At 67.1% G+C, this 23,272-nt stretch carries 24 protein-coding genes, 1 tRNA gene and 2 pseudogenes; 13 read left to right on the top strand and 14 right to left on the bottom strand.

From position 1 onward, the window contains the following. Positions 1-116: 116 nt before the first annotated feature. Both AQJ27_RS27305 and dcd read right to left on the bottom strand, forming a co-directional pair. Complete coding sequence (locus AQJ27_RS27305; RefSeq protein WP_067374251.1) at positions 117-632, bottom strand: phosphoribosyltransferase; 516 nt, start codon at positions 630-632, stop codon at positions 117-119. 23 nt (positions 633-655) lie between these two features. Continuing rightward, positions 656-1,231 carry a dCTP deaminase gene (gene dcd, locus AQJ27_RS27310; RefSeq protein ID WP_067374442.1) on the bottom strand — a complete coding sequence of 192 codons (576 nt, stop codon included), beginning with the start codon at positions 1,229-1,231 and terminating at the stop codon, positions 656-658. A gap of 500 nt (positions 1,232-1,731) precedes the next feature. On the opposite strand from dcd, the gene AQJ27_RS27315 reads away from it, so the two are divergent. Further along, positions 1,732-1,802 (top strand) — tRNA-Gly (locus AQJ27_RS27315). A gap of 346 nt (positions 1,803-2,148) precedes the next feature. Here AQJ27_RS27315 and AQJ27_RS27320 read toward each other — a convergent pair. Continuing rightward, positions 2,149-2,424 (bottom strand): PIN domain-containing protein, encoded by a 276-nt coding sequence (locus AQJ27_RS27320; protein WP_425275231.1) that lies wholly within the window; start codon positions 2,422-2,424, stop codon positions 2,149-2,151. A gap of 178 nt (positions 2,425-2,602) precedes the next feature. Between AQJ27_RS27320 and AQJ27_RS27325 the strand changes: the two genes are divergently transcribed. The 3 genes from AQJ27_RS27325 to AQJ27_RS27335 all read left to right on the top strand — a co-directional run bounded on the left by AQJ27_RS27325 (position 2,603) and on the right by AQJ27_RS27335 (position 6,631). After that, positions 2,603-4,135 carry a hypothetical protein gene (locus tag AQJ27_RS27325; protein WP_067374253.1) on the top strand — a complete coding sequence of 511 codons (1,533 nt, stop codon included), beginning with the start codon at positions 2,603-2,605 and terminating at the stop codon, positions 4,133-4,135. Between the two features lie 257 nt (positions 4,136-4,392). After that, the gene (locus tag AQJ27_RS27330; RefSeq protein WP_067374256.1) at positions 4,393-4,821 is read left to right on the top strand and encodes a hypothetical protein; all 429 of its coding nucleotides are present in this window, start codon (positions 4,393-4,395) and stop codon (positions 4,819-4,821) included. Positions 4,822-5,320: 499 nt separating this feature from the next. Next, positions 5,321-6,631, top strand: a complete 1,311-nt coding sequence (locus AQJ27_RS27335) for a HEAT repeat domain-containing protein (RefSeq protein WP_235614005.1) — start codon at positions 5,321-5,323, stop codon at positions 6,629-6,631. Between the two features lie 417 nt (positions 6,632-7,048). Here AQJ27_RS27335 and AQJ27_RS27340 read toward each other — a convergent pair whose 3' ends face one another. From AQJ27_RS27340 to AQJ27_RS27350, 3 genes are read right to left on the bottom strand one after another with little or no spacing between them, the layout of a single operon-like run. Next, positions 7,049-8,236, bottom strand: a complete 1,188-nt coding sequence (locus AQJ27_RS27340) for a TIR domain-containing protein (RefSeq protein WP_067374261.1) — start codon at positions 8,234-8,236, stop codon at positions 7,049-7,051. Beyond that, entirely contained in the window at positions 8,233-8,535 is a 303-nt protein-coding gene (locus AQJ27_RS27345) for a helix-turn-helix domain-containing protein (protein WP_067374264.1), read from the bottom strand. The genes AQJ27_RS27340 and AQJ27_RS27345 overlap by 4 nt, the downstream gene beginning before the upstream one ends. Beyond that, entirely contained in the window at positions 8,532-9,416 is an 885-nt protein-coding gene (locus tag AQJ27_RS27350) for a hypothetical protein (RefSeq protein ID WP_159064407.1), read from the bottom strand. The genes AQJ27_RS27345 and AQJ27_RS27350 overlap by 4 nt, the downstream gene beginning before the upstream one ends. On the opposite strand from AQJ27_RS27350, the gene AQJ27_RS56500 reads away from it, so the two are divergent. Beyond that, positions 9,405-9,653, top strand: coding sequence for a hypothetical protein (locus AQJ27_RS56500; RefSeq protein WP_159064408.1), 249 nt, complete (start codon positions 9,405-9,407; stop codon positions 9,651-9,653). The two genes, AQJ27_RS27350 and AQJ27_RS56500, sit on opposite strands and share 12 nt — an antisense overlap. Positions 9,654-9,890: 237 nt before the next feature. Here the strand turns inward: AQJ27_RS56500 and AQJ27_RS27355 are convergent, their stop codons facing one another. Then, the gene (locus AQJ27_RS27355; protein WP_079065281.1) at positions 9,891-10,649 is read right to left on the bottom strand and encodes a cyclic nucleotide-binding domain-containing protein; all 759 of its coding nucleotides are present in this window, start codon (positions 10,647-10,649) and stop codon (positions 9,891-9,893) included. Between the two features lie 175 nt (positions 10,650-10,824). Between AQJ27_RS27355 and AQJ27_RS27360 the strand changes: the two genes are divergently transcribed. Together AQJ27_RS27360 and AQJ27_RS27365 are read left to right on the top strand one after the other, a co-directional pair. Next, a complete protein-coding gene (locus tag AQJ27_RS27360) occupies positions 10,825-11,172 on the top strand; it encodes a transcriptional regulator (RefSeq protein WP_067374271.1) in 348 nt (115 codons plus the stop codon). Then, positions 11,169-11,836, top strand: a pseudogene (locus AQJ27_RS27365) (nucleotidyl transferase AbiEii/AbiGii toxin family protein). Before AQJ27_RS27360 ends, AQJ27_RS27365 begins: the two are co-directional and overlap by 4 nt. Positions 11,837-12,483: 647 nt before the next feature. On the opposite strand, the pseudogene AQJ27_RS58855 reads toward AQJ27_RS27365, so the two are convergent. Further along, positions 12,484-12,792, bottom strand: a pseudogene (locus AQJ27_RS58855) (replication initiator); the annotation flags it as partial. A 293-nt stretch (positions 12,793-13,085) separates the two neighbouring features. Between AQJ27_RS58855 and AQJ27_RS27375 the strand changes: the two are divergent. Beyond that, positions 13,086-13,778 (top strand): DUF6882 domain-containing protein, encoded by a 693-nt coding sequence (locus AQJ27_RS27375; protein ID WP_067374278.1) that lies wholly within the window; start codon positions 13,086-13,088, stop codon positions 13,776-13,778. Between the two features lie 153 nt (positions 13,779-13,931). Here AQJ27_RS27375 and AQJ27_RS27380 read toward each other — a convergent pair whose 3' ends face one another. After that, on the bottom strand, positions 13,932-14,543 hold the full coding sequence (locus AQJ27_RS27380; protein WP_067374281.1) for a hypothetical protein: 612 nt from the start codon (positions 14,541-14,543) through the stop codon (positions 13,932-13,934). Beyond that, on the bottom strand, positions 14,540-14,671 hold the full coding sequence (locus tag AQJ27_RS60195; RefSeq protein ID WP_268814654.1) for a hypothetical protein: 132 nt from the start codon (positions 14,669-14,671) through the stop codon (positions 14,540-14,542). The genes AQJ27_RS27380 and AQJ27_RS60195 overlap by 4 nt, the downstream gene beginning before the upstream one ends. 275 nt (positions 14,672-14,946) lie before the next feature. Between AQJ27_RS60195 and AQJ27_RS27385 the strand changes: the two genes are divergently transcribed. Continuing rightward, entirely contained in the window at positions 14,947-15,387 is a 441-nt protein-coding gene (locus AQJ27_RS27385) for a hypothetical protein (protein WP_143604171.1), read from the top strand. 224 nt (positions 15,388-15,611) lie between these two features. On the opposite strand, the gene AQJ27_RS27390 is transcribed toward AQJ27_RS27385, so the two are convergent. From AQJ27_RS27390 to AQJ27_RS27400, 3 genes are all read right to left on the bottom strand, one after another. Then, positions 15,612-16,769: an HTTM domain-containing protein gene (locus AQJ27_RS27390; protein WP_107120697.1), complete on the bottom strand. Its 1,158-nt coding sequence runs from the start codon at positions 16,767-16,769 to the stop codon at positions 15,612-15,614. Then, complete coding sequence (locus tag AQJ27_RS27395) at positions 16,759-17,460, bottom strand: DUF5819 family protein (RefSeq protein ID WP_235614004.1); 702 nt, start codon at positions 17,458-17,460, stop codon at positions 16,759-16,761. The genes AQJ27_RS27390 and AQJ27_RS27395 overlap by 11 nt, the downstream gene beginning before the upstream one ends. 221 nt (positions 17,461-17,681) lie before the next feature. Then, a complete protein-coding gene (locus tag AQJ27_RS27400; RefSeq protein ID WP_067374291.1) occupies positions 17,682-18,935 on the bottom strand; it encodes an ice-binding family protein in 1,254 nt (417 codons plus the stop codon). 847 nt (positions 18,936-19,782) lie between these two features. On the opposite strand from AQJ27_RS27400, the gene AQJ27_RS27405 reads away from it, so the two are divergent. From AQJ27_RS27405 to AQJ27_RS27420, 4 genes are all read left to right on the top strand, one after another. Continuing rightward, complete coding sequence (locus tag AQJ27_RS27405; protein WP_067374295.1) at positions 19,783-20,208, top strand: STAS domain-containing protein; 426 nt, start codon at positions 19,783-19,785, stop codon at positions 20,206-20,208. Positions 20,209-20,264: 56 nt separating this feature from the next. Next, positions 20,265-20,906, top strand: a complete 642-nt coding sequence (locus AQJ27_RS27410; RefSeq protein WP_235614003.1) for a hypothetical protein — start codon at positions 20,265-20,267, stop codon at positions 20,904-20,906. Next, positions 20,903-21,664, top strand: a complete 762-nt coding sequence (locus tag AQJ27_RS27415) for a GAF and ANTAR domain-containing protein (RefSeq protein ID WP_235614002.1) — start codon at positions 20,903-20,905, stop codon at positions 21,662-21,664. The genes AQJ27_RS27410 and AQJ27_RS27415 overlap by 4 nt, the downstream gene beginning before the upstream one ends. Before the next feature lie 145 nt (positions 21,665-21,809). Then, positions 21,810-22,526: a GAF and ANTAR domain-containing protein gene (locus tag AQJ27_RS27420; protein ID WP_067374298.1), complete on the top strand. Its 717-nt coding sequence runs from the start codon at positions 21,810-21,812 to the stop codon at positions 22,524-22,526. 404 nt (positions 22,527-22,930) lie between these two features. Here the strand turns inward: AQJ27_RS27420 and AQJ27_RS27425 are convergent, their stop codons facing one another. Further along, positions 22,931-23,194 (bottom strand): hypothetical protein, encoded by a 264-nt coding sequence (locus AQJ27_RS27425; protein WP_067374301.1) that lies wholly within the window; start codon positions 23,192-23,194, stop codon positions 22,931-22,933. Positions 23,195-23,272: the final 78 nt, after the last annotated feature.

Below are 23,272 nucleotides of genomic sequence, written 5' to 3' on the forward strand. Positions count from 1 at the left end.
GTCGGAAAACCCACGGACATCAGAAGATCCACGGACCTCCGGCAGCCGAACGGCCCCCGACCGATTCACCTGGTCAGGGGCCGTTCGGCCTGCGGAGACAGTTACGGAACCGCAGGTCAGAGCGCTTCCTTGTTCGCCTTGGGCGCCTCTCCCGACCTGTGTACCGGAGGCAGGACACTCCAGGGGAAGTTGATCCAGTCGTCGGTCCGCTTCCACACGTACTCGCACTTCACCAGCGAGTGGGACTTCTCATAGATCACGGCGCTGCGGACCTCGGCGACGGTGTCGACGCAGAAGTCGTGCACGAGCTTGAGCGTCTTGCCGGTGTCGGCGACGTCGTCGGTGATCAGGATCTTCTTGTCGGAGAAGTCGATGGCGTTCGGGACGGGAGCGAGCATGACGGGCATGTCGAGCGTCGTCCCCACACCTGTGTAGAACTCCACGTTGACCAGGTGGATGTTCTTGCAGTCGAGGGCGTACGCCAGTCCACCCGCGACGAAGACACCCCCGCGGGCGATGCTGAGCACTATGTCGGGCTGGTACCCGTCGTCGGCGATGGTCTGGGCGAGCTCACGGACCGCGACCCCGAAGCGCTCGTAGGTGAGGTTCTCCCGCACGTCGGACACGCTCATGTCCGCACTCTCCCCGCTTCCGCTCACACCTGGGTCCGATGGAAGTTGAGGAAGGACCGGGAGGCGGTCGGTCCGCGCTGGCCCTGGTAGCGGGAGCCGTACCGATCGCTGCCGTACGGGAATTCGGCCGGCGAGCTCAGCCGGAACATGCACAGCTGCCCGATCTTCATGCCCGGCCAGAGCTTGATCGGAAGCGTCGCGAGATTGGACAGCTCCAGGGTCACGTGCCCGGAGAAGCCGGGGTCGATGAACCCGGCGGTGGAGTGCGTGACGAGCCCCAGCCGCCCGAGCGAACTCTTGCCCTCCAGCCGCGAGGCAAGATCCACGGGAAGGGAGATCACCTCGTACGTGCTGGCGAGTACGAACTCCCCGGGGTGCAGGATGAACGGCTCGTCCCCCTGGGGCTCGACGAGCCGCGTCAGATCGGCCTGCTCGACGGAAGGGTCGATGTGTGGATAACGGTGATTCTCGAACACCCGGAAGTAGCGGTCGAGCCGCACGTCGATGCTCGAGGGCTGCACCATGGATTCGTCGTACGGGTCGATGCGCACCCGACCGGCGTCGATCTCGGCCCGGATGTCCTTGTCTGAGAGAAGCACGCCCCGAGGATACGCGGGGACTGTCAGCATTTCGCACAGTCCCCGCGCCCCAGGTCCTACCGCTGGTCCTACCGCTGAGTCCTACCGCTTCTCGAGCGTGACCGGAACGACGCTCCGGAGCCGCGCACACCGCGGACACCGGACCAATCGACCGGGGCCGAGTCGCTCGGCCTGCTGCATCGGGAACGAAGCGGTGCTGAACACGTGCCCCTCGGCACAACGGACGACGGTGCGCTCCATCAAGTCCTCAGAGTCCCTTCCCCAAGAGCCGCGTCTGACTGACGACGAAAGCCACATTACGGGATGAAAGGGATGGCCTTCCAAGCGGCACTCCGGTCCCGCCCAGACCCTCTTCCACCCCTCCACCGTACGCCCCAACTCCGGTCCCCTGCACCCGTGTCCACCCCCCGAAACGCGCACCGGCCCCTCGGCGTCAGCGCCAGGGACCGGGCATAAGGTAGAGTGAGCGAGCATTCGGCACCGGGTGACCGGCGTCTTACGCGGGTGTAGTTTAGTGGTAGAACATCAGCTTCCCAAGCTGAGAGTGCGAGTTCGATTCTCGTCACCCGCTCTTTTGAAGCCCCAGGTCATCGGCCTGGGGCTTATCTATTGGCGGGGGTTTTCCGCCGGAGACCTTTCTGTAGATGCACGAAGATCGGCACGTGGCGGGCACGGGTTCTCGGTGGCCATGGCAGGCTCACCGTTTCGGGCCCCGAAAAGTGCCACCAACCTGCGGTTTCGCCATGTCAGCCCCATCAGCCACGCCTGTGAGCCCTCAGCTTGCCCGTCCCCTCTGAGAGGCAGATGGCGTTCACGGACGCGGCAGCACTACCGATTGCGCAACTCCTGCCCAGCAGGCAGGACTTCGACGAGCAGGGTCCACCACCCTCGCCTGACGCAAGCACGGTGGAAACCTCTCAGACGATGTCGTGGATGTTGTGCTCGGTCAGGTCGAACGCATGCCGGGCAATGGCGCGGTAGTCGGCATCGTTGTGCAGGACAGCCAGTCCGTGATGGGCTGCGGTCGCGGCGATGACGAGGTCCACCGCCGAGGCACTGCGATGCTCTCCGACCCGGGCCATACGGTGCTGCATCGCGCCGATCCGGCGCCCTGCGTTCTTCGGCACGGCCGCATCGGGGCAGAGGTCGGTGAACATCTCCGTGATAAGGAAGCGGTCAATCTCGCCCTGCACCGTCTGAGCGCCGGCACCGGTATGTACGGCCGGAATGGCCAACGCATGACACATGACGGGCAGCGGCCTCGGCGATCGCCGGTGAGGGTCGGTGAAAGATCAGTGGGGGGCGGTGACGGTGACGGCTGCCCCGCACGCTACGGTGTCGTGTTCATGTCGCGCACCTATGGGGGGTTTGATGCGGCGAACCACGGCAGCCGCGAGTGTCGTCACCATGCTCGTGCCGCTTCTCCTGGCCGGCGCTTCCACGGCGTCGGCCGCAGCCAACGGCTCACTCACCGTCACGACGTTGGACCGGAGCGGCAAGCCGGTCTACGCCCAGGTGGCGGTCTACAACACGAGGACGAACGACTTCCGCTACATCGACGGCAACAAGAAGACGTCGCTGCCCAACGGCAGTTACGAGCTCGCCACCTCCTTCACCGGCGGCAACGGCGAGGACGGCATCGTCGGCGGCCACAGTGTGAAGGTCTCCGGGGCCACGACGACCACGTTCGACGCCCGGAAGGGCCGTCCGGTCAAGGTCTCGATCAGTCCCGCCCCGGGCAGCGGATACGACCGCACGTTCAGCGCGGCCGTCTGCGCGACCGACAACAGCCCGGCGACCATGAGCATGTCGGCCGCGCCGGGCGACCTGTACGTCATCCCGAACAGCAGCAAGGCGTACGAGCTGGCCTACGGCACCACGTACGAACCGCGGTCGACGACCGGCGGCGACTTCTGGCTGGCCTCCGTCACGCACAGCCGCGGCGTGCCGTCCGGGGTGTCCGCGACACTCAGGAAGTCGGGGCTGACCACCCTCAAGGTGTACGCGCGTTCCGGTCCCGACAGCGGACAGGCGCGGTTCTCGTTCAACGGCGAGCCGACGGGCGGCTCCGACTGCTCGTCGTCCATGGACATCCTCGACGTCCAGCGCGACCTGCCCAACTCCTTCAGCGTCCACGTCCCGGCCGGCCAGTGGACAGTGGGCCAGCAGGGCAACGACTTCATCTACGGCGGGTCCCACAAGTACGCGGCCGGCAAGACCGCCACGCTGGCCCTCGGCCACGCGGTCTGGGGGCCCGGCGGGCAGTTGCCGTACACCTGGTACCACCAGCTGTACTTCGGGAACGACAACCCGTTCGCCGACCCCGTGCTCACGGCGGGCGGGGTCCTGGCCTCCGGCACCGTGAAGCTGACGCACGCGGGCAGGACGCTCTACTCGCACAAGTACAGCCCCTCGCAGGAGATCGGCGCGCAGCCGCGGATCCCGGGGTCGGGCTGGTACACGATCACCGAAACCGGTCACCGTGACCATCTGCCGGCCGGCTCTCTGTCGACCTCCTCCAGCCTCTCCCTGCACTTCTACGCCGACGCCGGCAAGAACCAGCAGATCCGTGCCTACATCACCCGGTTCTCGCCCGAGGCGCTGAACTCCAGGAACCAGGCGGCTGCCGGGTCGACCACGACCGTCGACCTGGGCATGCAACGCAACGGCACGGGCGACAGCACGATCGGCCGGCTGTCGGACAGCGTGAAGTCCGTACGTGCCTGGTACACCACCGACAACGGCTCCACCTGGCACGCCATCACCGCGAAGCTGTCCGGCGGCAAGTGGACCACCGCCGTCCACAACCCGGCCTCCGGCCGCGTCGGCCTGCGCTCGACCGTCACCGACACCCACGGCGACAGTTCGACGACCACGGTGTACAACGCGTACGCCGTGGGCTGAGGACTGAGGACTGAGGGCCGACCGTGCCGTCGCGACGGCACGGTCGGTGGGGTCGACACCAAGGGAGACCAACACGCGGAGGGCCATGTTGCCCGGCCTCCTGGGCGGCCTGCCGGCGCTGACCCTGGCGGCACCGTCGGCCGCGACACCGCCGCCGGTCCTGGCGCCGGCGGCGGTGTCGCGGACGACCCCACCTGCCCCAGTCACCACGGAGCCGGACACCCGCCCCCTGTGCGCGACCGAGCCCGCCCGGCGAGGTGTCCTGCTTCGCACTCGCCCATAACGACGTACGGCAGGCCAAGAGCCTGCAACCCCTCGCGGCCCCGGCGGGACTGAGCCCCGCCGACCTCCAGAGCGCCTACGACCTGCCCTCCGGCACAGCCGGGTACGGCGCCACGCCGGCCCTCGTCGACGCCTACGACGCCCCGAACGCCGAGGCCGATCCGGCCGTCTACCGCAGCCAGTTCGGCCTGCCGCCCTGCACCACCGACAACGGCTGCTTCCCCAGGACCGACCCCGGCGTCTTCCGATCCTCCGAGGAACAGGCTCCGGTGCCTGTGCGTCCGGTGCCGCGCGGGCGCGGGAGTGGTCTGCCCGCCTCCGCGTCGGCACTGGTGGAGAGCGGGCGGAGCGAGCGGAGTGAAGCAAAAACCCGTCCGCTGACACGAACCGCGACCCCGCGGTGAACACTCTCCTGGGCGGGATCCGGCATATGCCCTCGCAACGGCGCACACAGGCGCCATGTCAACGCGCAGCGGGCCGAGCACGATGAGGGCGCGCGGACACCGTGTCCCTCGCCCTCCACTGCACTGTGCCCTTCGCGTGCCCATAAGAGTGGACAACCTCGGTCGACACACGAGCGATACGACGGCACGGTTCCTGCAAGGACACTGCATCCGCGCAGCTCAGAGCCACAGAGCTCGCCCAGGCGCCATCGCTTCCCAAGCTGAGAGTGCGAGTTCGATTCTCGTCACCCGCTCCATGATTGAGGCCCAGGTCCGAGACCTGGGCCTTGTTTGTTGTCCAGTCCATGGGTGGCACACCACGACGGCATCATGGGACGGCTTTCTTCGGCGGACGGCCTGCCCGAGGAGCGTGCGAGTAGCGGGACCGCTCGGGCGATGTCGGACCCTTGCGGAATCATGACGCTCGGAAGCCTGGTCGACCTTGCTGAAGGGGCACGTGGTGAATGCCGACCTGATACGGGACCTCGGCAGGCCAGACTTGTACGAGGCAGCAGCAGACGCGTTGGTCACGCTCGGCGCCGGCGGGGTGGAGCAGTTGGTGCGGGAGGTGATGGACGCGGAGTCCCCGGTGGACTGGCGGCCGATCACCGCCGTACTCCGGCGGATCGGGGATGCGGGGTTCGACGGTCTGCTTCAGGGGCTCGTCTCCGCGTCCACCGAGGAGTCCCGCAAGCGAGTCGGCTTCGCGTTCTCCCAGCTCGGCCTGGCCGTTCTCGACCGTTACACCGCGGCCCTCGCCCACCCCGTGCCGCTCGTGCGCCGTCAGGCCGTCCGTGGGATCGAGCACTGCGGCGAGGCCGGCCGGTCCGCCGCCGCCCTGCTGAAGCTGCTCGGCGACCCGGACCAGGAAGTCGCCCGGCAAGCCCAGGACACCCTGATCCGTACCGGCGAGCACGTGATTCCGCTGCTCCGGCGCGTCCGGGAACGGGGGCCGGGCCGCCAGCGGGCGCGGGCGTTGACCGTACTCGCCGAACTCGGTGGCGAACCGGCTCTGTCGCGCGCCGACACCGCCGCGATCGAGCGACTCATCCGCATCAAGCTCCCGGACGATCGCCCCGAACCGCTGTGGGCCTGCTGGAACTACTGGATGGCCGTCCCCGGCGGAGACCAGGCCGGGATCATGCGCACCCTCGGCCTGACCGACCCACGACCCGTGACCTTCGCACTCGGCAACGACATCGTCGACGCCGACGGCCACGGCTGCGACACGGACGAACACACCGGCTACGAACGGGTCTTCGTCACCCCCGAACTCGCCGGCTGGACCCTCGTCCTCGGCGCCTGGTGCGACCCGCACGGCCAGGAGCGCCGCGAGGACGTGCTGCGCCTGTGCACCGAGCTCAGTGCCCGCTACGGCCAGGCACAGGCGTACTACTACGGCGGCCAGGGCGACGGCTCCGCCTGGCTCGTCGCCGAGCACGGCACGGTGATCCGGCGTTACTGCGAAACCGGCGAGGCGGAGGACGAGTTTCTGACCCTCGGCGGGCCGCTGCCGTACGAACGAACACGCCGTACGGAACTGGCTCTGCACCCCGACTGGGAGGCCGCACAGGAGAGCGAGGACGACGAGGACGACGAGGACGAGTGGCGCTGGACCGCACACGACCTCGCCCCGGACATCGCCCGCTCCCTCGGCACCACAAACCCGCTCGACGTCACTGCCGACACACCGTCACACGGCACCGGCGTCATCGCCCTGACTCCGTACGGCGTCGCCCATGGCGTACCGGCGGGCGCCTACCGCATCTGAGTCACGGCGGCAAAAATCGCGGATGCTCCGTACTCGACAAGCACTGCCCTCGACGTGCTCCCGCAACGGCACCCTTCCGGCCGGTGCTCGCTTCCCGTGCTCGGCCGCTCGCCGACCACCCCGAGGGGCTCTCCACGCCTCGGAGTCGACAGTGTGCCCATAGCGTGCCCTTAGGACCGGCAAACCACGGTCGACAGCGGTACGAACCCGCGCTCCTGGGCGGCACACCAGAACGCATAAACCCAGGTCAGAAGCCATCCAGCTCGCCAAGCGCCGTCGCTTCCCAGGCTGAGAGTGCGAGTTCGATTCTCGTCACCCGCTCCATGATCGAGGCCCAGGTCGGAGACCTGGGCCTTCTTGCATTCCGCTGCAGCCACTGCTCGTGTGTCAGGCCGGCCCGCACCGCAGATCGGTGGATCACGAAGCTTTCACGTGGGAAAGCACGGTCGGGACGGCGGTGTCGTGGTCCGGTGCCGAGGGCGGCGAGTCCGCAGGGGTGAGGAGGGCGCGGGCCCGGCGTTCCAGGGGGTCGATGCGCGTGGCGACAGAGGTGATCGCACGTACGGCGATGCCGATGTCACGACCTGGGGCGCGGAGCAGCTGGGAATATCCCACGACCGTCCTCATCGACGATCCGAACTCGGTGATGTGTGTGGTCCCCGACCGGGTCGACTCCACCATCTCGATGACCTGGTGGAGAAAACTCTCCATGTCCTCGTCGCGTTGGGCCGGCGATCGGTCTTCGATGATGTCGAGCGACGCATGGATACCGGCTTCGATATCCGCCATGCGTTCGGCGAACGCCACGCTGCTCGCCCGGAACGCGGCAGCCGGCTCCGCGACAGCCGTGGAGAACTTTCTGACGAGCGCGAGCCGGGCGCTCGCCGGCAGATTGGCCTCGTTGGCAGAGTTCATCTCGGGGGTGCACTCTTCCGCCACCTCACCGATTCGCAGTACCGCCTCACCCATGGCCTCAACGTCAGCGAGGACTGATTCCATCTGTTCCTCGGCCTGTGCCAGCCGATCGACGATGCCGGGTACGTCGTTGTCCACGCCGTCCCCGTCATCCCCGTCGTCGGCCGGAGCAGGACTGGAGGTGGTCGCATCGGCATAGACCACAGTCCTGAACCCGTGGGTGACGCCTTCGTGGAGGACGCGGCTCAACTGGTCGCGTGCTTCGTGCAGGCTCGAGTCGGTCCGCCGGAAGCGAATGGTCCGCAACTGGGCGATGTCAAACGGCAGATCGCCGTTCTCGCCGATGAGGATCACCGGTTTACCGCAACCGATGCGGAAGCCCAGTTCGTACATGACGTTGGGATTTCCGCCGCTGACGTCGGCGATCACAATGTCGTCCTCGTGGAGCCGCCGATGGATCTGGTCGGTGATCTCCCCGGTGTCCGCGATGGCGTCGGCACGCAGCGGGACCAACCCGTGGGCCTGGCAGGCGGCACGGATGACCTCGTCGTAGACGCGCAGCGCCCCCTCGTACAGGCGGCGCTCCGGGCTTCCATACTCCGCGTGCTTGTCGCCGATGGGGCCGATCACGAAGCAGGTCCAGGTGGGCTGGGGCGGATCGTCCGGGGCTGCATGGGTCGTTGCGCTCACTGCCTGTACTCCTGTTCTTCGGCGTCATGCGTCAGGGCGGCGGACATCTCGGCACCGGCCTCGACGTCCGCCGCATAGACGGGAAGGTTCTCGATGCCCAGGGCGCGCATGAGCGACGCGGTCGGGATGCGGTACTGGTGGCCGATGCGAACCACCCGGCACGGGAAGCGCCCCAGGTGGACAAGCCGGTATGCGGTGGCGGGACAGACTGCGAAGGCACGGGCCGCGGTTCGCAGGTCGACGCTCAGCGGGAGGTCGAACGCCTCGGCGAAAGTGAGTGTTCGGCGGGTGCGGTTCATCGAAGGCTCCCGTAGGGGGCTAGGGACAGGGTGCCGATGCGGCGTCCCGGGCCGGGGCGTCGGGCACGGTGGACCACATGGCGCAGACCCATGCCCTCGGCGAGCGCGCCGAGGCGTTGCCCCTCGATGCGCTGTTTCGATGTGGTGAAGCGGATGGGTGCGGCAAGTCCGTCGGCCCGGTCGGGGGGCGTGATGTGCACGACCCAGGGGGACGGGTGACGATCCTCGTACGGCAGCGCGCGGGGCACCGCAGCTACGTTGGCGAGGTCCGGGACGAGGCGTTCCTGGACCGTGTTGCAGGCGAGGCGCCAGGCGCGACCGGAAGCCGCCCGCATGAGTCGTTCGGCCGCTCCGGGGGCCGGCGGATCGACTTCTCTGATGCCTTCCAGGACACCCTGTACGACCTCGGCTTCGAGATCGGCCCGGTCGGTCGGAAGGCGTGACGAGATCCGCCACACGGCCCGGCGAAGTCTGGGGACTGTGCACCACACGAGAATCAGGACCGAGGCGCCGCCCACGCCCTCGGTCTCTCCTGTCGGCCTCTTCACAGGTGCCGTCGGGTCGACGGGTCGACGGAGCAGGCCGCCGGAGGGCGACGGTACGTACATCCAGGCGCTCTGTGCGAAATCCTTCCCCGTGACTTCGGCCTGTACCTCGGTGAAGCGGGAGGGCGGCACAGCGCAGTAACCGCCGAGGACCACTGCGCGGTGGACAGCGTCGGAGACGATGACGACGAGGGGTGTGCCGTCCTCGCCCGCGTCGGCGAGCCACCCGCGCGCGGCCTCGCAGTCCAGGAGGCGGTGCGTCTCGCTGCGCGGAGCGGCGTTGCCGTCACCGGGCAGTCCCGGAGTTACGGGAACCGGCCCTACGTGGATGCTCATCCGAAGCCTGATGTGCGGGCCGGCTCCGGTGTTGTGCCGATGGAGAAGGGTGTCCAGCACATCCGCGAACGGGCTGATGACAAGCGGAAGCCACGACGGATCGAAACCGAAGGCGAGCCCGTCTCCAGTATTACTCTCGAATTCCCTCCGCATTTCACTCAGGCCGGCGTCTTCCAGGCCACGGTGGATGATTTCGATGATGAACCTGATAAGCGGCGCGTGCTGAATCGACGGTAGGCGGGTCGAATCCTTTGCGTCCACTGCCAGAAGACCGAAGTAGGGCGGCAGCCGACAGCTATCGGTCCTGAATGACCGGGACTGTTCGGACAGGCGAATCTCCCCCCAGAAGAATGCCGGGTACTGCGCTCAGGTTCAACGATCGGAAACCAGCGGCAATGCCGTGCGGAAGAATTTCCGCTCCGCACAGTGGCGTCGGTCACCTCCGACTCGGACGCTGTCGATGGATCCGCACCCTCACGCGTCGCTGCGCGCCAGCTCCTTCAGTACGACCTCGTCCGTGATGTGGACCACGGGCCAGCGCGTCGAGATCGCACCGCGACGCCCCAGTTCGGCAACCGCCCCGTACAGCGTCCGGGGCGTCACACCGAGGACATCGGCCAGCACCTTCTGGGGAATCCCGGCCACAAGGGGCACGCCGGCGGTTCGGGCCAGGTCGAGCAGTAGCCGACTCAGCCCACTGGCCACGCCGAATCGCCGCAAGCCGGCTCGTACATTGGCCGTCTTGTGCAACTGCTGCGCGTCCAGCAACATACCGACCAGGACGTCATTGCACCCAAGTCCGGCAAGGAACCGTTCGTGGCCGACGACTTGGACAACCGTGCGGCAGACGGCTGTCACATCCGCGTTTCGCAGCTCACCCGACAACGCCGAGGTCTCCCCCAGAAGCTGACCTCTGCCGCGGAGTTCCAGGAAGGTACGCGTGCCGTCCGGGTGCGGGTCGGTCGCCAAGGCCCATCCCTCGACGACCCGCAGGACATTTCCCTTCGGGCTCCCTTTCAGGAGCATGGGCTGCCCCGACCGATAGCAAATAGTCTTCCCCTGGGAGAATATGCTCTCCCAGCGCAGATCAGTATCCACCGCATCCCCTCCACAATTTGGCGGTCTCGCCGGCACTGGCGCCTCTTCCTGACTGCCCCGAGAAATAGTGGATGCTCCCACATCTTTGATAACAGGGCGCGCGATGAGCGAATATAGGCGCATCCGGACACTCATCGAAGATGATGCACTTCCGCACGCCAGTCAGAACGGCGGACTCCAACCTTGTGCGCGGCCCGACCGACTGCCGGATGGTGAACAGCCGAAGCAGCACAGGCATTCGACTGGGAAGAGCTTGCGCCAGTCTGCGGATCACAGAGCCCACCGCAGGCTCTTCCTGGATAATCGACGTATGGCAACACAGCCCGGTCTCTCAGATCTTCGCCGTGCCAAGTTCGCTCGGCGTGCGCCTGCCGCACTCTCCGAGCTCGTCGGCCCTCAGCACGGCACAGTGACCCTGCCGCTGCATCTGGCGTGGTCGGGGCTGACCACGTTCGATCTCGATCAGCCGCGGCTGCGGATGAGCTACTACCGGATCGTCCTGGCCGAGGGTCTGCGCGAGGATCTGGTCCGGTATCTCTATCGCGACCTTCTGGTCAGCCTGTGGCCCACACTGCGCACGCTCGTCAGCCGTGATGTCCGGGAGGTGTGGGAGAGCTCCTTCGACGAGCTGGCTCACGGAGCCCAGGCCGCTGCGTGAACCTCACTGATCTGCACCGCCGCTTGCTTGCGGATGTCCTCGACGTGGGCGGTGTCTACCCTCTGGTGCTGACCGGTGGCTATGCGGTCCAAGCACATGGGTTGGTCAACCGGCTCAGCCAGGATCTCGATGTCGCAACCGAGAGCCCGGAGCGCATGGAGGATATTGCCGCTGCCGTGCGCACCGGCCTGGAAGAGCGTGGATGGCGCGTGAGGGCACTGGAGACAGATCCGCTGTCGGCACGGCTCATCGTCACCGATCCCGCCAGCCGTGAGGAGTGCGAGGTCGACGTCCTCAAGGAGACACTTTGGCGGCCCCCTGTGCACACCGAGCACGGGCTGGTGCTGTCCCTCGAAGATGTCGTCGGCACCAAGGTTCGCGCACTGGCCGACCGGGGACTCGCCAGGGATCTGGTCGACGTACAGGCCGCGGCGGACCGCGCCGCATTGAGCTGGAAGAGCTCGGACGTCGCCACGCCCGTGACTCCTTCGACCTGTGCGAGCTTCAAGCACGATTGGGCGGGGCCGACTGGATCGACGACACGGAGTTTGCCGCCTACGGGCTCGACGAGCCAGCGATCACTGAGCTGCGTCGGTGGGCACAATCGTGGGCCGACGACATCGGTGAACGACTCCAGGAGCTGGAGACTCCGCCCGAAGACTGAAGGCCTCAAAGGCGCCGCCGGCGATGAAGACGCGCTGAACAGCCGGCTGCTCACGGCCCGGTCGCGCCCCAGCCATGCTGGTGATCGCCTGCGTGGTGGGTGACGCTCCACCTCGACAGCAGTGAGGCACAGACAGTCGCGTGGTGGTCGGGCTCGGTGCACGTGCACAGGTCATCGCGTCTGCCATCCCTCCGTGAGGCGCCTGTGACGGACCGCACTGCACCGAGAACGAGACAGGTAACCGGCCCCTGGAAGCGGTCACGGTGCTGGACTGGTGAGACCACGATCCCGCTTGACGCCGGGCGACCATGGCCACCACTGCGCGACCGCAAACCATGGTCGCCAACCTTGCGTCCAGTGAATGCGCAGCGGCTGATGCCGACACCAGAAGAGGCCACAGCACCCTGTTAGTCGATTTCATGCCCATAGCGTGCCCTTCAGAACGGACAACCACGGTCAACAGCGGTTTCATCAGACCGCCATGTCTGCAGCAGTACAACGAATCAGCGCAGGTCAGAGGATAGGAGGCCGCCCAAGCGCCGTCGCTTCCCAAGCTGAGAGTGCGAGTTCGATTCTCGTCACCCGCTCCATGACAAAGGCCCAGGTCAGAGACCCGGGCCTTTTTGCTGGGAGCTCCCTTCTCACCCACGAAGAGAAGCCCGTCCGGTCCCGCCTCGGCGACCGTAGGAGCCGAGATGGACCACGAGCCGCCACCGCGCCCCCACAGCTTCGGCTAGCGCGTCGACCTGGGCGACGGTGGCGATGCGCCGCTCGGCCGCCTTCTCCTTACCGGCACCCTTGATCCGGCACGGATTGCGCTGGATCAGCTTGCGCCAGGGCGGACCGGCGTGCGCGTTCCAGAGGACGGCGGCTTCGTAGTCGTACGTGTCCGGGTTGAGCGGGGTGCCGAGCACCGCGTCGTCCTGGTCGTGGAGGGCGCCGCAGCGGCAGCGGCGGACCGGACCAGCCGGGCCCTGGCACACCGGCGAAGCCTTGAACTTCCATCCTGCGCATACGACTTCAAGCCCCACGCCAGGGACCACGCCCGCTCCACGGCGTGTGGGTCGACGGCAGACGGGATGGGAGCTGGGGGAAGCGGTGGGTTGTTCTGGGTCGCCTGTTGCTGCGGTGAGTTCATGGTGCGGGCTGAGCCCTCGTCGTTGCGAAATCGCGGCTCTCACGTGGGGAGCGTTACCGGCGATCACGTATGGGGCCGACACTCGCGGATCGCGATCACTAGAGTTCCCCCATGAATTCGACGTTCACCGACGCCTTTCTTCGTGCCGCCGAGCGTCACGCCGCTTGGGGAGCTGAGCAACTCGAGGCCCTGGGCCACAGGTTGCCGCGCGGTCCGTGGACCGCCGACCTGGACCAATGCGTGTACCAGCGCGCTGACCTCACGATGCGGATCGGACTTCTCGGCACCTACGACCTCGCCGAGCAGACCTGGCTCTGGGGATGGGCCAATCCAGGCCTGGGTGGGAGTGCGGTGGTGGCCGCCAGCGAGCGCATCGCCGAGTTCGGGCGTGCCAACGGTGTGTCCGAGTTGCAGAACCCGGGCGTGGAACTGTCGGGTTTCGGCGATCCACGCCTGGCCGCTGAGACACTCGCGCTCGTCGGGATGGGTGTGCTGGGCGCGCCCGGCTACATAGGGGAACCGGCCGGGCCCGGGACTCGGGTCTACTTCGCCCCGGACGACCCGCAGATCCAGCCTGCCGCGCTGGACCCCATCACCATGCCGCGCTTTCTGCTGACCGGCGCGGGAGTGTTGCAGCACTCCGCGCATGATGTGGTGATCGGCTACTTCGCTCACCATGGTGTGCCCGTCGAGGTAGCCGCCGACCGGATCCACGCACACTTCCCCGACGGCAGCACGGCCGAGATCACCTTCGATGTACTTGGCCGGATCGCGGCGATCAACGCTACGGCGAGCAGGCGCTGAACCTTGGCAAGGCCGCGTCCTGCGGCTGACACCAGCGGCTGACACCAGCAGGCACGATCGGCAGCGGTCGGCGCCGGACCTCAGTTGACGATCGATCTCTCGCCCCGTGGCAGTTCCAGCCCGAAGCCCCTCCGCATCGGCCGCGTGGCTTACTCACGGAGAGCCGTTGGTAAGGAGCAAGTAGCAGACGCGGTCACGGTGGATGAATGTCGCGGTATCGGACTCGCTGCCGGCGAAGTACGTCGGACGCAGTGGCTCTTCGCCGCTGTAGTAGCCGGTCGAGCGCAAGAAGTCGGGCTCGACGGAAGCGAACAACCATGCGGAACCGTTTTGACCGAGCAACTCGTGAACAAAATCGCGTACGAGCTGTTCGGCTTCCGCTGGTGAGCAGTGGCGCCCGTAGGGGCTGAAAGCCTCGCAAAGCATCCAGCGCATCCGAGCGAGGAAGCCCGCATAGCGGAGTGGGCTGGTCGTCGCGAGGAACCCCTCGCGGATGAGCGGGCGCTCGTTGGGGAGTCCGCCGAAGTCTTCGTCTTCGGACAGGTTGTACCAGTCGCGATGACGGTCGGCGGCGAGCATCATCTCCTCGAACAGCCCGCTGCGCAGGTAGGTGTGGAGGACATGCTGCTGGTCCTCGGCCGTAACTGACACGTCGGTAGCAACCTTGAGCAGCAAGGTGTTGCTGTTCATCGCCAAGTCCACAGCCGACAGGAACGCGTCGACGGCAGGACGGTCGAGATCGCCCGACAGACCGGTGAATCTCACTGCATTCCCTTTGTCAGTTCTCCCATGACCGCGCCCGCCGGACTGGTGCACTGGGTGGTTTCCGGATAGCTGGTCGCGACGGGGTCGTAGGACGTCCGGGTGTCTGCCAACCAGTCTTCAGCGTTCATGCCCGGACACGGTGGTCGCTGCCAGAAGCACCGCACGCAGTCCGGCCGAACTGCCGACGCGGTGTCCACCGACCGTGCCGTACAGCGGTCAAGTACAGCAACTGCAGCAACCGACCATGACCGGCACTATGACGTTACGGACGATGACAGCCGATCACCACATCGGTGCTGGTCAGAAAGACACCGCAAGGAAGAGCCCGAGGTCAGAGACTTGGCGCGTCACTTCCAGAAGAACTGATCTCGCGGCGGTACACGGCCAGTCGTAAGGTCGGCGCGTGACAGACAAGCGTGCAGGCACAGGTTCTCCTGACTGGGCCTACAACTGGGCAGACGGTACAGGTCTGCTCGGGATGGACCAGCCGGAGGAAATCGACGCGGCATTTGAACGCGGCGAGCCGCACGTCGGAGTGGCCGTGATCGGCCTTGCCCTCAATTACTCCGATCCCGTGGCCATCCTTCCCCGGATCGCCCGCGCTCTCCGCTCGGACTCGGAAGAACTGCGCCGACAGGGCACGGTCGCGCTGGCGCACGTCGCACGTCTTCACCACTCGGTCGATACCGAGTGCCTGGCCCTCTTGCGAACCCGCCCCAGGGGCAACGAAGCCGACGACGATCTCTGGACGTTTGTCCCGCACCGGCGCTTGCCTCTCTGGCTCTGGCGTCATCACCTGCCCCAGCACACGAAATGGCTACTTTGGGACCGCTGGCGCGCTTGAGACCGCGCACCCCCAGCCATCCACCGTTGGAGGCGAGTGCCGACCGTGCTCCTCAGCTCTAAAGCTGAAGATCAGCGCAACACGACCGCATTAGCTCTCGTCCACTGAACAAGCGTGACCGCCAGGGTGAGGCGTGGGCGCCGACACCGGGTGGTGCCGGCCACCGGATCAGCCCCGGTAACGGGCAACGGTGTAGGCGCCCGGACCAAGCAGGGTGCCTGCGCTCAAGGCTTCGAGCTGAGTACGCCGGGCCTGCCCTGTGAAGGTACGGATCCGGATGCTGCCGCTCGCCCGGGGGCCAGCGGCCGCATGCCTGTCCTCTGCGCCGCGCGTCGGCACAGGTGAGGCAGGAAGGTGTAGAAGCGGTCGGGCAGGAACACGGCGTCCGCGACGATCATCGCGCCGGAGAAGAGAGGCAGCCCCATGAGCAGCGCGATGCCGATGTGCATGCCCAGCAGCATGGCGAGAACGGGGTACTTGAGCCTGCCGAAGAGTACGAACGGGAAGGCCACCTGCAAGAGCACCGTCATATAACCGGCGATCGCGATCAGGATCGTGTGCCCGTCCACGAGGTGGGAGAGCGCGGGCCAGGGCTGGAAAAGTCCGAGGTTCAGCACGTAGTGGAGAGCGGTGCCGCCGCCCCAGGTAGCGCCCTGGACCTTGTACAGGCCGGCTGACCCGTAGAGGAAGCAGACCTGTGCCGCGATGACGAACATGCCGCAGTTGTGGAACACCGTGGTCAAGGTGGTTCGGGCATCTCGGAGTTGTTGTGCGGAGTAGCTCCGAATCGGCTGCGGCGCGTTGCCCGCGCCGGCCGCCTTGAGCCGGTGTCTGCGTGCGTCCAGGGACCAGCGCCGACCGCACGCGGTCAGGCAGAGGTAGACGGACATCAGCAGGATCAGGTTGTCGCCTCCGTCCGTCATGAAGATCGCCCGGGCATGGAAGGAGACCACTACGCCGGCGAAGAGGAGGGACGTGACGCGGGTCCGCCAGCCCAGCAGGAACAGCGCGGACGTGACGAGGGCCAGCGCGTAGCAGAGCTCGAAGTAGGTACGGCTGTCGGACAGGGTCAGGATGCTGTTCCACCCTGTCTGGGCGAAGAGCTGTCGCGCCAACGCGGGTGTCCACGGGGAGTCGGGACCCCAGATCTCGTCACGGTGCGGGAACTCGCGCAGCAGAAAGATCAGGTAGAGCAGTCCGTAGCCGATGCGCAGCACCGACGCGGCGTACAGGGACACCGGGCGGCCAGTCAGAAGCTCCCCCAGGGCTCCGGTCCGGTTGACGAGCCACTGGGCAGCGCCGGGGTACGCGGTCTGCTGCCCACTTGGCCGATGGGCTGTTGGTGCGGAGGGGGCGATGTGGGGGATCTGCTCATTCCCCATGGGGGGTCACCTTCCACCAGGGCAGAAGCCGGTTCTCGACAGGCGTCGGCGGGCGATTGCCTGAGGCGCGGCCGACGCCGGGGCCTGAGGCGGCGATGGGCAGTGTGACGACGCGGAGCTGAATGAAGTCGAAAGTGCCGCCGCTGTGGGCGGCGACGCGGTCCGCGGCGATGTTCCGCAGATACCTCTGCATCATCAAGGCGCGTTCCGTGTGTGCCTTGTCGTCCCCACCGTGCGAATCGACATAGCAAGTCCAGGCGCGGCGCAACAGGTTCTGCGCGGTGTGGCTGGGGAATGGGTCGTGCCTGACCGCGGAATGGTCCACGGCGGTCAGGTCGAACCAGGCACTCACCCGTACCGATCCACTGGAGTCGGTGTGTGCGGTTCTCGCCAGAATCTGCCGGTTGACGGATTCGGGGTCCGGGGCGAAAAGACGCCAGTTCTGCTCGAAGAAGGGATACACCCATGCGTTGATCAGCGGGCTGTATCTCTTGGAGACGGTGTTGGCGGGCGCCACATGAAGGAACACCAGAACAACATGGACGAGCGTCGTCGCCACGCACAGGACCACGGCGGTGCTCAGCCCCGCTTTCAGTGTGCGGGCACCCCGCGACCACCTGACCGGCGCGGGTACGTCGTCAGTACATTGCTGTGCGGCCGGACCGGAATCGGAGTGCTGGAGTTCCTTCACGTCCGCTGATTCAATTCCGCCCGACACCGCCCACCCTGTCTTTCTCATATCAGCCACTCGCGTCTGGCTTCTGCTCTGGCTTCTTCTGCACTGGCTTCTTCTGCACTGGCTTCTTCTGCTCTGGCTTCTTCTGTGGACTGCCACCGGCGGCGTGCGACGGATTCGATGAGAATTCCGCCGCACGCCGTCATCCGATGAGCGGGCTTGCCGCAGTGCGCTGCCTAGTCCTCGGAGCCGTCGTCGTCCTTGGAGTAGCCGTCGGCCTCGTGACCGTTGGGCACGTCGGCGTAGCCGAAGTTCTCGTCGGACTCCTTGCCGTGGTCCGGCTTGCCGGACTCGACATCATGCCCAGGGCCCGGCTTGCCGCCGTGGTCCGGGCCTTCGGGCTTGCCGCCGTGGTCCGGGCCTTCAGGCTTCCCGCCGTGGTCCGGGCCTTCGGGCTTGCCACCGTGCTCCGGCCCTCCGGTGACGCTCCCGCCGACGGTGTTCCCGGCCGTGTTGCCCGCAGTGTTCCCGGACGTGTTGCCGGCGATGTTGCCCGCGGTGCCGCCGCTCGTGACGTCGAGGATGGGGCCACCCAGGACACCACCAGTGACCAGGCCCCCGCTGAGCAGCCCACCGGTGGTCGCACCAGCGACGGTTCCGGTTGTCGTTCCACCGGTGGTTGTTCCGGTGGTTGTACCGGTCGTTGTACCGGTCGTTGTACCGGTCGTCGTTCCGCCGGTCGTGCCGGTCGCGCACCCGCCGAAGAAGATCCTGTTGTTCTGGAGCGACACGAGGCCCGTACGAGCCAGCGCCCGGCCCTGGATGTTCGCGCCGGTGTTCACGGTGATCGAAACCCCGGCCATGATCGTGCCCACGAAGCTGGAGCCGGTGCCGATGGTGGCCGAATCCCTGATCTGCCAGAACACGTTGCACGCCGAAGCGCCGTTCGTGAGGAGCACCCGGGCGGAGGACGCCACGGTCAGGGCTTCAGGAATCTGGAACACCCAGACGGCGTTGGGGTCGCCCTGAGCGTCCAGGATCAGGTCGCCGGTGAGCAGGACACCGGAGGTGGAGGTGTGCACGCCCGGCAGCAGCGTTTGGCCCGCGCCGATAGCCGCCGCGAGCGGGAAGTTCGTCGCCTGGCCGGCCGCGTCGTTGTACGCCGTCACCAGGTCCACCTGCGCCCCGCCTGCCACAGCGTCCGTCTGGTGCACGGCACCGCCGACGATGCCGGGCGGGAATCCGGTGATGGACGACCCTGGACTCACTCCAAGGTCTCCCTCGAGCGAACTGTTCCCGGTATTGGTGACTGCCGACGCTCCCAGAACCGAGAAACTCGTCGCTCTACCGAGGTTCACTTTTGTCGCGATCGCCGACGCCGGCGTCGGCGTCACGGCGACCATCACTGCGGCAACCGTTGTGGCAAGGGCAGAGGCCAGCCAGGCGGACATGTTGCGGCGCCGAACCGCTTGGGGAATCTTCAGCTTCATCGAGAGGCCATTTCGTGTGGGGGCCGGGGCGTACCGGGCCCTACCGATCGCCCGGAAAGCCTTGTTGCTGCGTGGCATATTACGCAGGGAAATACGCATGCCAGCAGCAAGCAAAGGAAAGGGGAACCATTACTCATTCAAACGGCGCAAAGCACGACAAGAACATTTGAATTCATTTATCCGATCATCCGGCATTCCCTCACCCGAATGCACGGACCCAGGCTTCTCATGTGAGGCAGTACCACTCACTTGCCCTAAGTCCGACCTCGCTGTACATGGACAAGTGCAGCCAGCCAGGTGATGTCACGAACTCGCCTCGGATCGGGCGCGGCGCCCGGTTCGGCATCGCTTCACTTGGCCCTGGGAGCGGAGCCGGATGCATTCGCGTGTCCGGATCGCACGAAGGCGACCGCGGTACGCGCACGCGCGGTGCGATGCTCACCGGGCTCGGTCCGGGCTCGGGCCTCTGCGAGGTTGAACTCCCAAATACCTTGCGGCGCAAGGGACATGTGCACGCCACCGCGCCTCAATACCGTCCACATGCTGGGAATGGGCCGCTCCGGCCGTCCGTCGCGCCCGGCGAGGACTACGCTGCTCCACAGACGTCCCAGACCCCGGCGGCATGTCGTTGCCGAGCACAGATCGCCGCGGGGATCGGGCCCTTCGCCCGTCGCCCGGCGCATCCCTGGAGGGAACCGGGTGGGTCCGCAGTCCTGCCGCGCAGGCCGGCCAGTCGGCCGTTGCCCGACCTCCGCCGAATGTACTCCGCTGCCGGAAGTGGGCCGAGGGTGCCAAGATCCCGGCACCACCGAGTCCCCTGCCGGACGGTCTTCCGAACCGAGGCGTCATGCCCCCTCCGCCGCTCGCCGTCTACCGTCACGACCGAAGAAAACGGGCACTGATCACGCTGGCCGGTGAGATCGACCTGGACACGGTGCCCCTGGTGCGCGCATCACTGGACCGGTGTCTGCGCGACGGCATCCGCACCATCGACGTCGACCTCACCGTCGTCACCTTCTGCGACTGCAGCGGCCTCAACGCCTTCCTCCACGCCTCACAGCGCATCACCGCGGCCGGAGGGACGCTGCGACTGCACCATCCGCCGCGGACACTGGTCCTCATGCTCGACATCGCCGGCTGCGAACTCCTGCTCCTGGGCGTCCCGTTCGGGCAGTTGTCGCCTCCTCCCGGATACGCCCCGGTCACGACCGCTCCCGTCCCGCCGTATCGGCGTGTTCCTCCTGTACCTGTCCTGTCGGGCGGTGCGGTGTGATGGCTCGGCCCCCTCAGAGACGGTCACGGCAGCCCCGTGGAAACGAGAAACTCGGCGTGCACTCCGGAGCGGACCCCAGAGCGGACCCGGGAGCGGCCGCGGTGCGGTTGCGCCGGGTGAACCGATGGCTCGTGGAGGACATCCGCGAGGATCTGGGGAATCTGTACGAGGACTCCTGCGCAACGGGATCCGGAAAGGCGTACCGCCGTCCCAGCCGCCAGGACTTCCTGAACCATCTGACGGGCCACATTCGCCGACCGGGATTCGCCATGGTGATCGCGGAGACGGACGGTCTGACGGGGTGCGCCTTCGGGTACCCCGTACTCAGCGACGGCCGCTGGTGGCTCGGTTTCGACGGTGTGCTGCCACGCACCATTGAGCGGATCACCAAGTCCAGCAGTGTCTTCGCGATCAGCGACACCCTGGTCCGCCCGCACCCGCAGGACCAGAAACTGGCCCACCGTCTGCAGGAGAAGCTGCTGACCGACCACCAGGCGACCCTCGGCGCCACCTTGGTGGATCAGGCCGACCGCCCGACTCTCGACTCGCTCCACTCCTCGGGATGGCTGGACATCGGAGAGCTTCGGAGGCCGACGAGCGCCACCACGTTCCGTGCGCTGGTGCTCCCCCTCGGGGAACGGACCACGGCAAGGCTGGAGGGTCTGGCTCACGAAGCCTGGATACGGTGGCCCGGGTGAGGTCCGACAACCGGTCGGCCCGGATCCAGGTACTGGTCGCCGAGCAGGCGGCCCGGCGGGGTGCCCGGGTCGGCGTGGTGGACGTGTGCACCGCGGCCGTGGCCGCACTGCCGGTCGGCGGGGCCGGACTTTCCGCGATGTCCAGATCTGCGGCCAGCCATCCGTTGTGCAGCACCGACGATGTCAGCGAGCAGTTGGAGGAGCTCCAGCTCACCTTGGGCGAGGGGCCTTGCGTGGATGCCTTCACACAGGGTTCGGCCGTACTGACGTCCGATCTGCTCGCCGCCGAAGTACAGGATCGCTGGGCCGTGTTCGCCGACGCGGCCTTGGAAGCCGGGGCACGCGCCGTCTACGCCTTCCCTCTGCAAATGGGTGCGATCAGCCCCGGAGTTCTGGACCTGTACTCCCAAGTCCCGGGCAGGTTGGACGCGGAGGAGCTGGCCGACGCGTTGGCCTTCGCCGACACCGCCACTCTGGTCCTGCTCGACTCCCGGATCGACGGCGCGGGGGACCTGGCCGGCGGACGGTCGGCGGACGGACGATACGAGGACCTGGGCGCGTACCGGGCGGAGATCGACCAGGCCACGGGCATGCTCACGGCCCAGCTCGGAGTCGGTGCCGAAGAAGCCTTCGTCCGCCTGCGCGCCTACTCCTACGCCAGAGGACGCCGCCTCGCCGCGGTGGCCGCCGACGTGGTCGCCCACCGGCTCACGTTCCCCCCGAGCGCCGACACGGATCGGACCGACGATGAAGCCTGACACCTTTGCCGGGCCAAGAAGCGAACCAAGAAGCGAACCAAGAAGCCGAACGAAGAGAGCCGGACCAAGAAAACGGACAAGGACATGAGTTGCGCTTCCCGTCCCTTCATCCGGGCCGGGATCAGTCTCACGGAGGGTGTGCACGATGAATCAGCGACTCCTGGCCAAGACCTTCGTCGAGCTGGCTGACAACCTGGTCGCCGACTTCGACCTGATCGATTTCCTGCGCCTGCTGACCGACCGCTGTGTGGGCATGCTCGGCGCGAGTGCCGCAGGCGTGCTGCTCGCGGACCGCGACGGCGAACTCCGCGTCATGGCCGCCTCCGACGAACAGGTGCGCCTGCTGGAACTCTTCCAGCTGCAGAACGACGAAGGGCCCTGCCTGGACTGCTTCCGCACCGGCGCACCGGTGATCGTCGCCAACCTGAGCGGGGAGGCGGACCGCTGGCCACGCTTTGTCGCGGCAGCCCACCGCAGCGGGTTCGGGGCGGTCCAGGCCTTGCCGATGCGTCTACGGGACGAGGTCGTCGGAGCCCTGAACCTCTTCCACGCCGCCCCGGGCCCCTTCGATCCGGACGCCACGCCGCTCGCCCAGGCCCTGGCCGACGTCGCCACCATCAGCCTGCTGCAACAACGGACCGCGCACCGCAGCACCGTCCTCAACGAGCAACTGCAGAGCGCGCTGAACAGCCGCGTCCTGATCGAACAGGCCAAGGGAAAACTCGCCGAACGCCGGGGCATCGACATGGAACAGGCCTTCACCACACTGCGCGGTTACGCCCGTGCTCACAACCGGCGCCTGTCCGACCTGGCCCGCGCGTTCATCGACGACTCCGAAGCGCTCCCCGGCCTGAGGTCCTGACCAAAGCCACGACCGGTCAGCAGCAGCTCGCGGACTGAAGGTTCACGGGCTGTGGTTCGCAGACTCTGCTTTCCGGGCCGGACGGCCGCCGCCGATGGTGTTCGGCGGCGGCCGTGGTCGCGAGGACGCGAGGCCCCCCGGCCATCGTGTCCTCGCGCGCTGCCCTCCGCGGCGGCGGGGTGGCGGGAGCACCCCGAGTGGAATACGCCAGGAGGACGGGAGCTGGAGCCGCGTGCTCTGGCGATGCGGCTCCGGCCGGCCTCGATTGCGACTCGGGGGCTGGGAGCCTGGGTGGGGGACTTGCCGGTGTCGTCGATTCCTGACACGGACGAAGTCCCGCCTGCCTTGCTCTGACCGTAGAGCACATGCACGACGAGCGGAACAGGGCGTGACGTACGCGTTCGTCACCCGCGGCGCTCGCGGTCCCGCCGGTCCTCGCGGTTCCAGCGCGCTCGGTGCTGACGGCTGTAGCGGCGATCCCAGCGGTCCTGACGCTCCCGGCGGTCCCGATAGTCCTGGTACTCACCGAAGTCGGACCCGCCGCCGCGGCCCCGGCCGCCGTAACGGGTGGCTCCGAAGACCAACACAGCCGCGGCGACCCACCAGATGGGATGGAGAAAGCCGAAGCCGAACAAGACCACGATCAGGACGAGAAGCAGAACGAACACAGCGGGCCTCCCCGGGAGCAAAACACAGCATCGGTACCGGGGACTGGGGCCTCACCCCGCAGCGTAGTCCTGCCCGAA

This window comes from Streptomyces olivochromogenes, assembly GCF_001514115.1.
GTDB classification, from domain to species: Bacteria; Actinomycetota; Actinomycetes; order Streptomycetales; family Streptomycetaceae; genus Streptomyces; species Streptomyces olivochromogenes.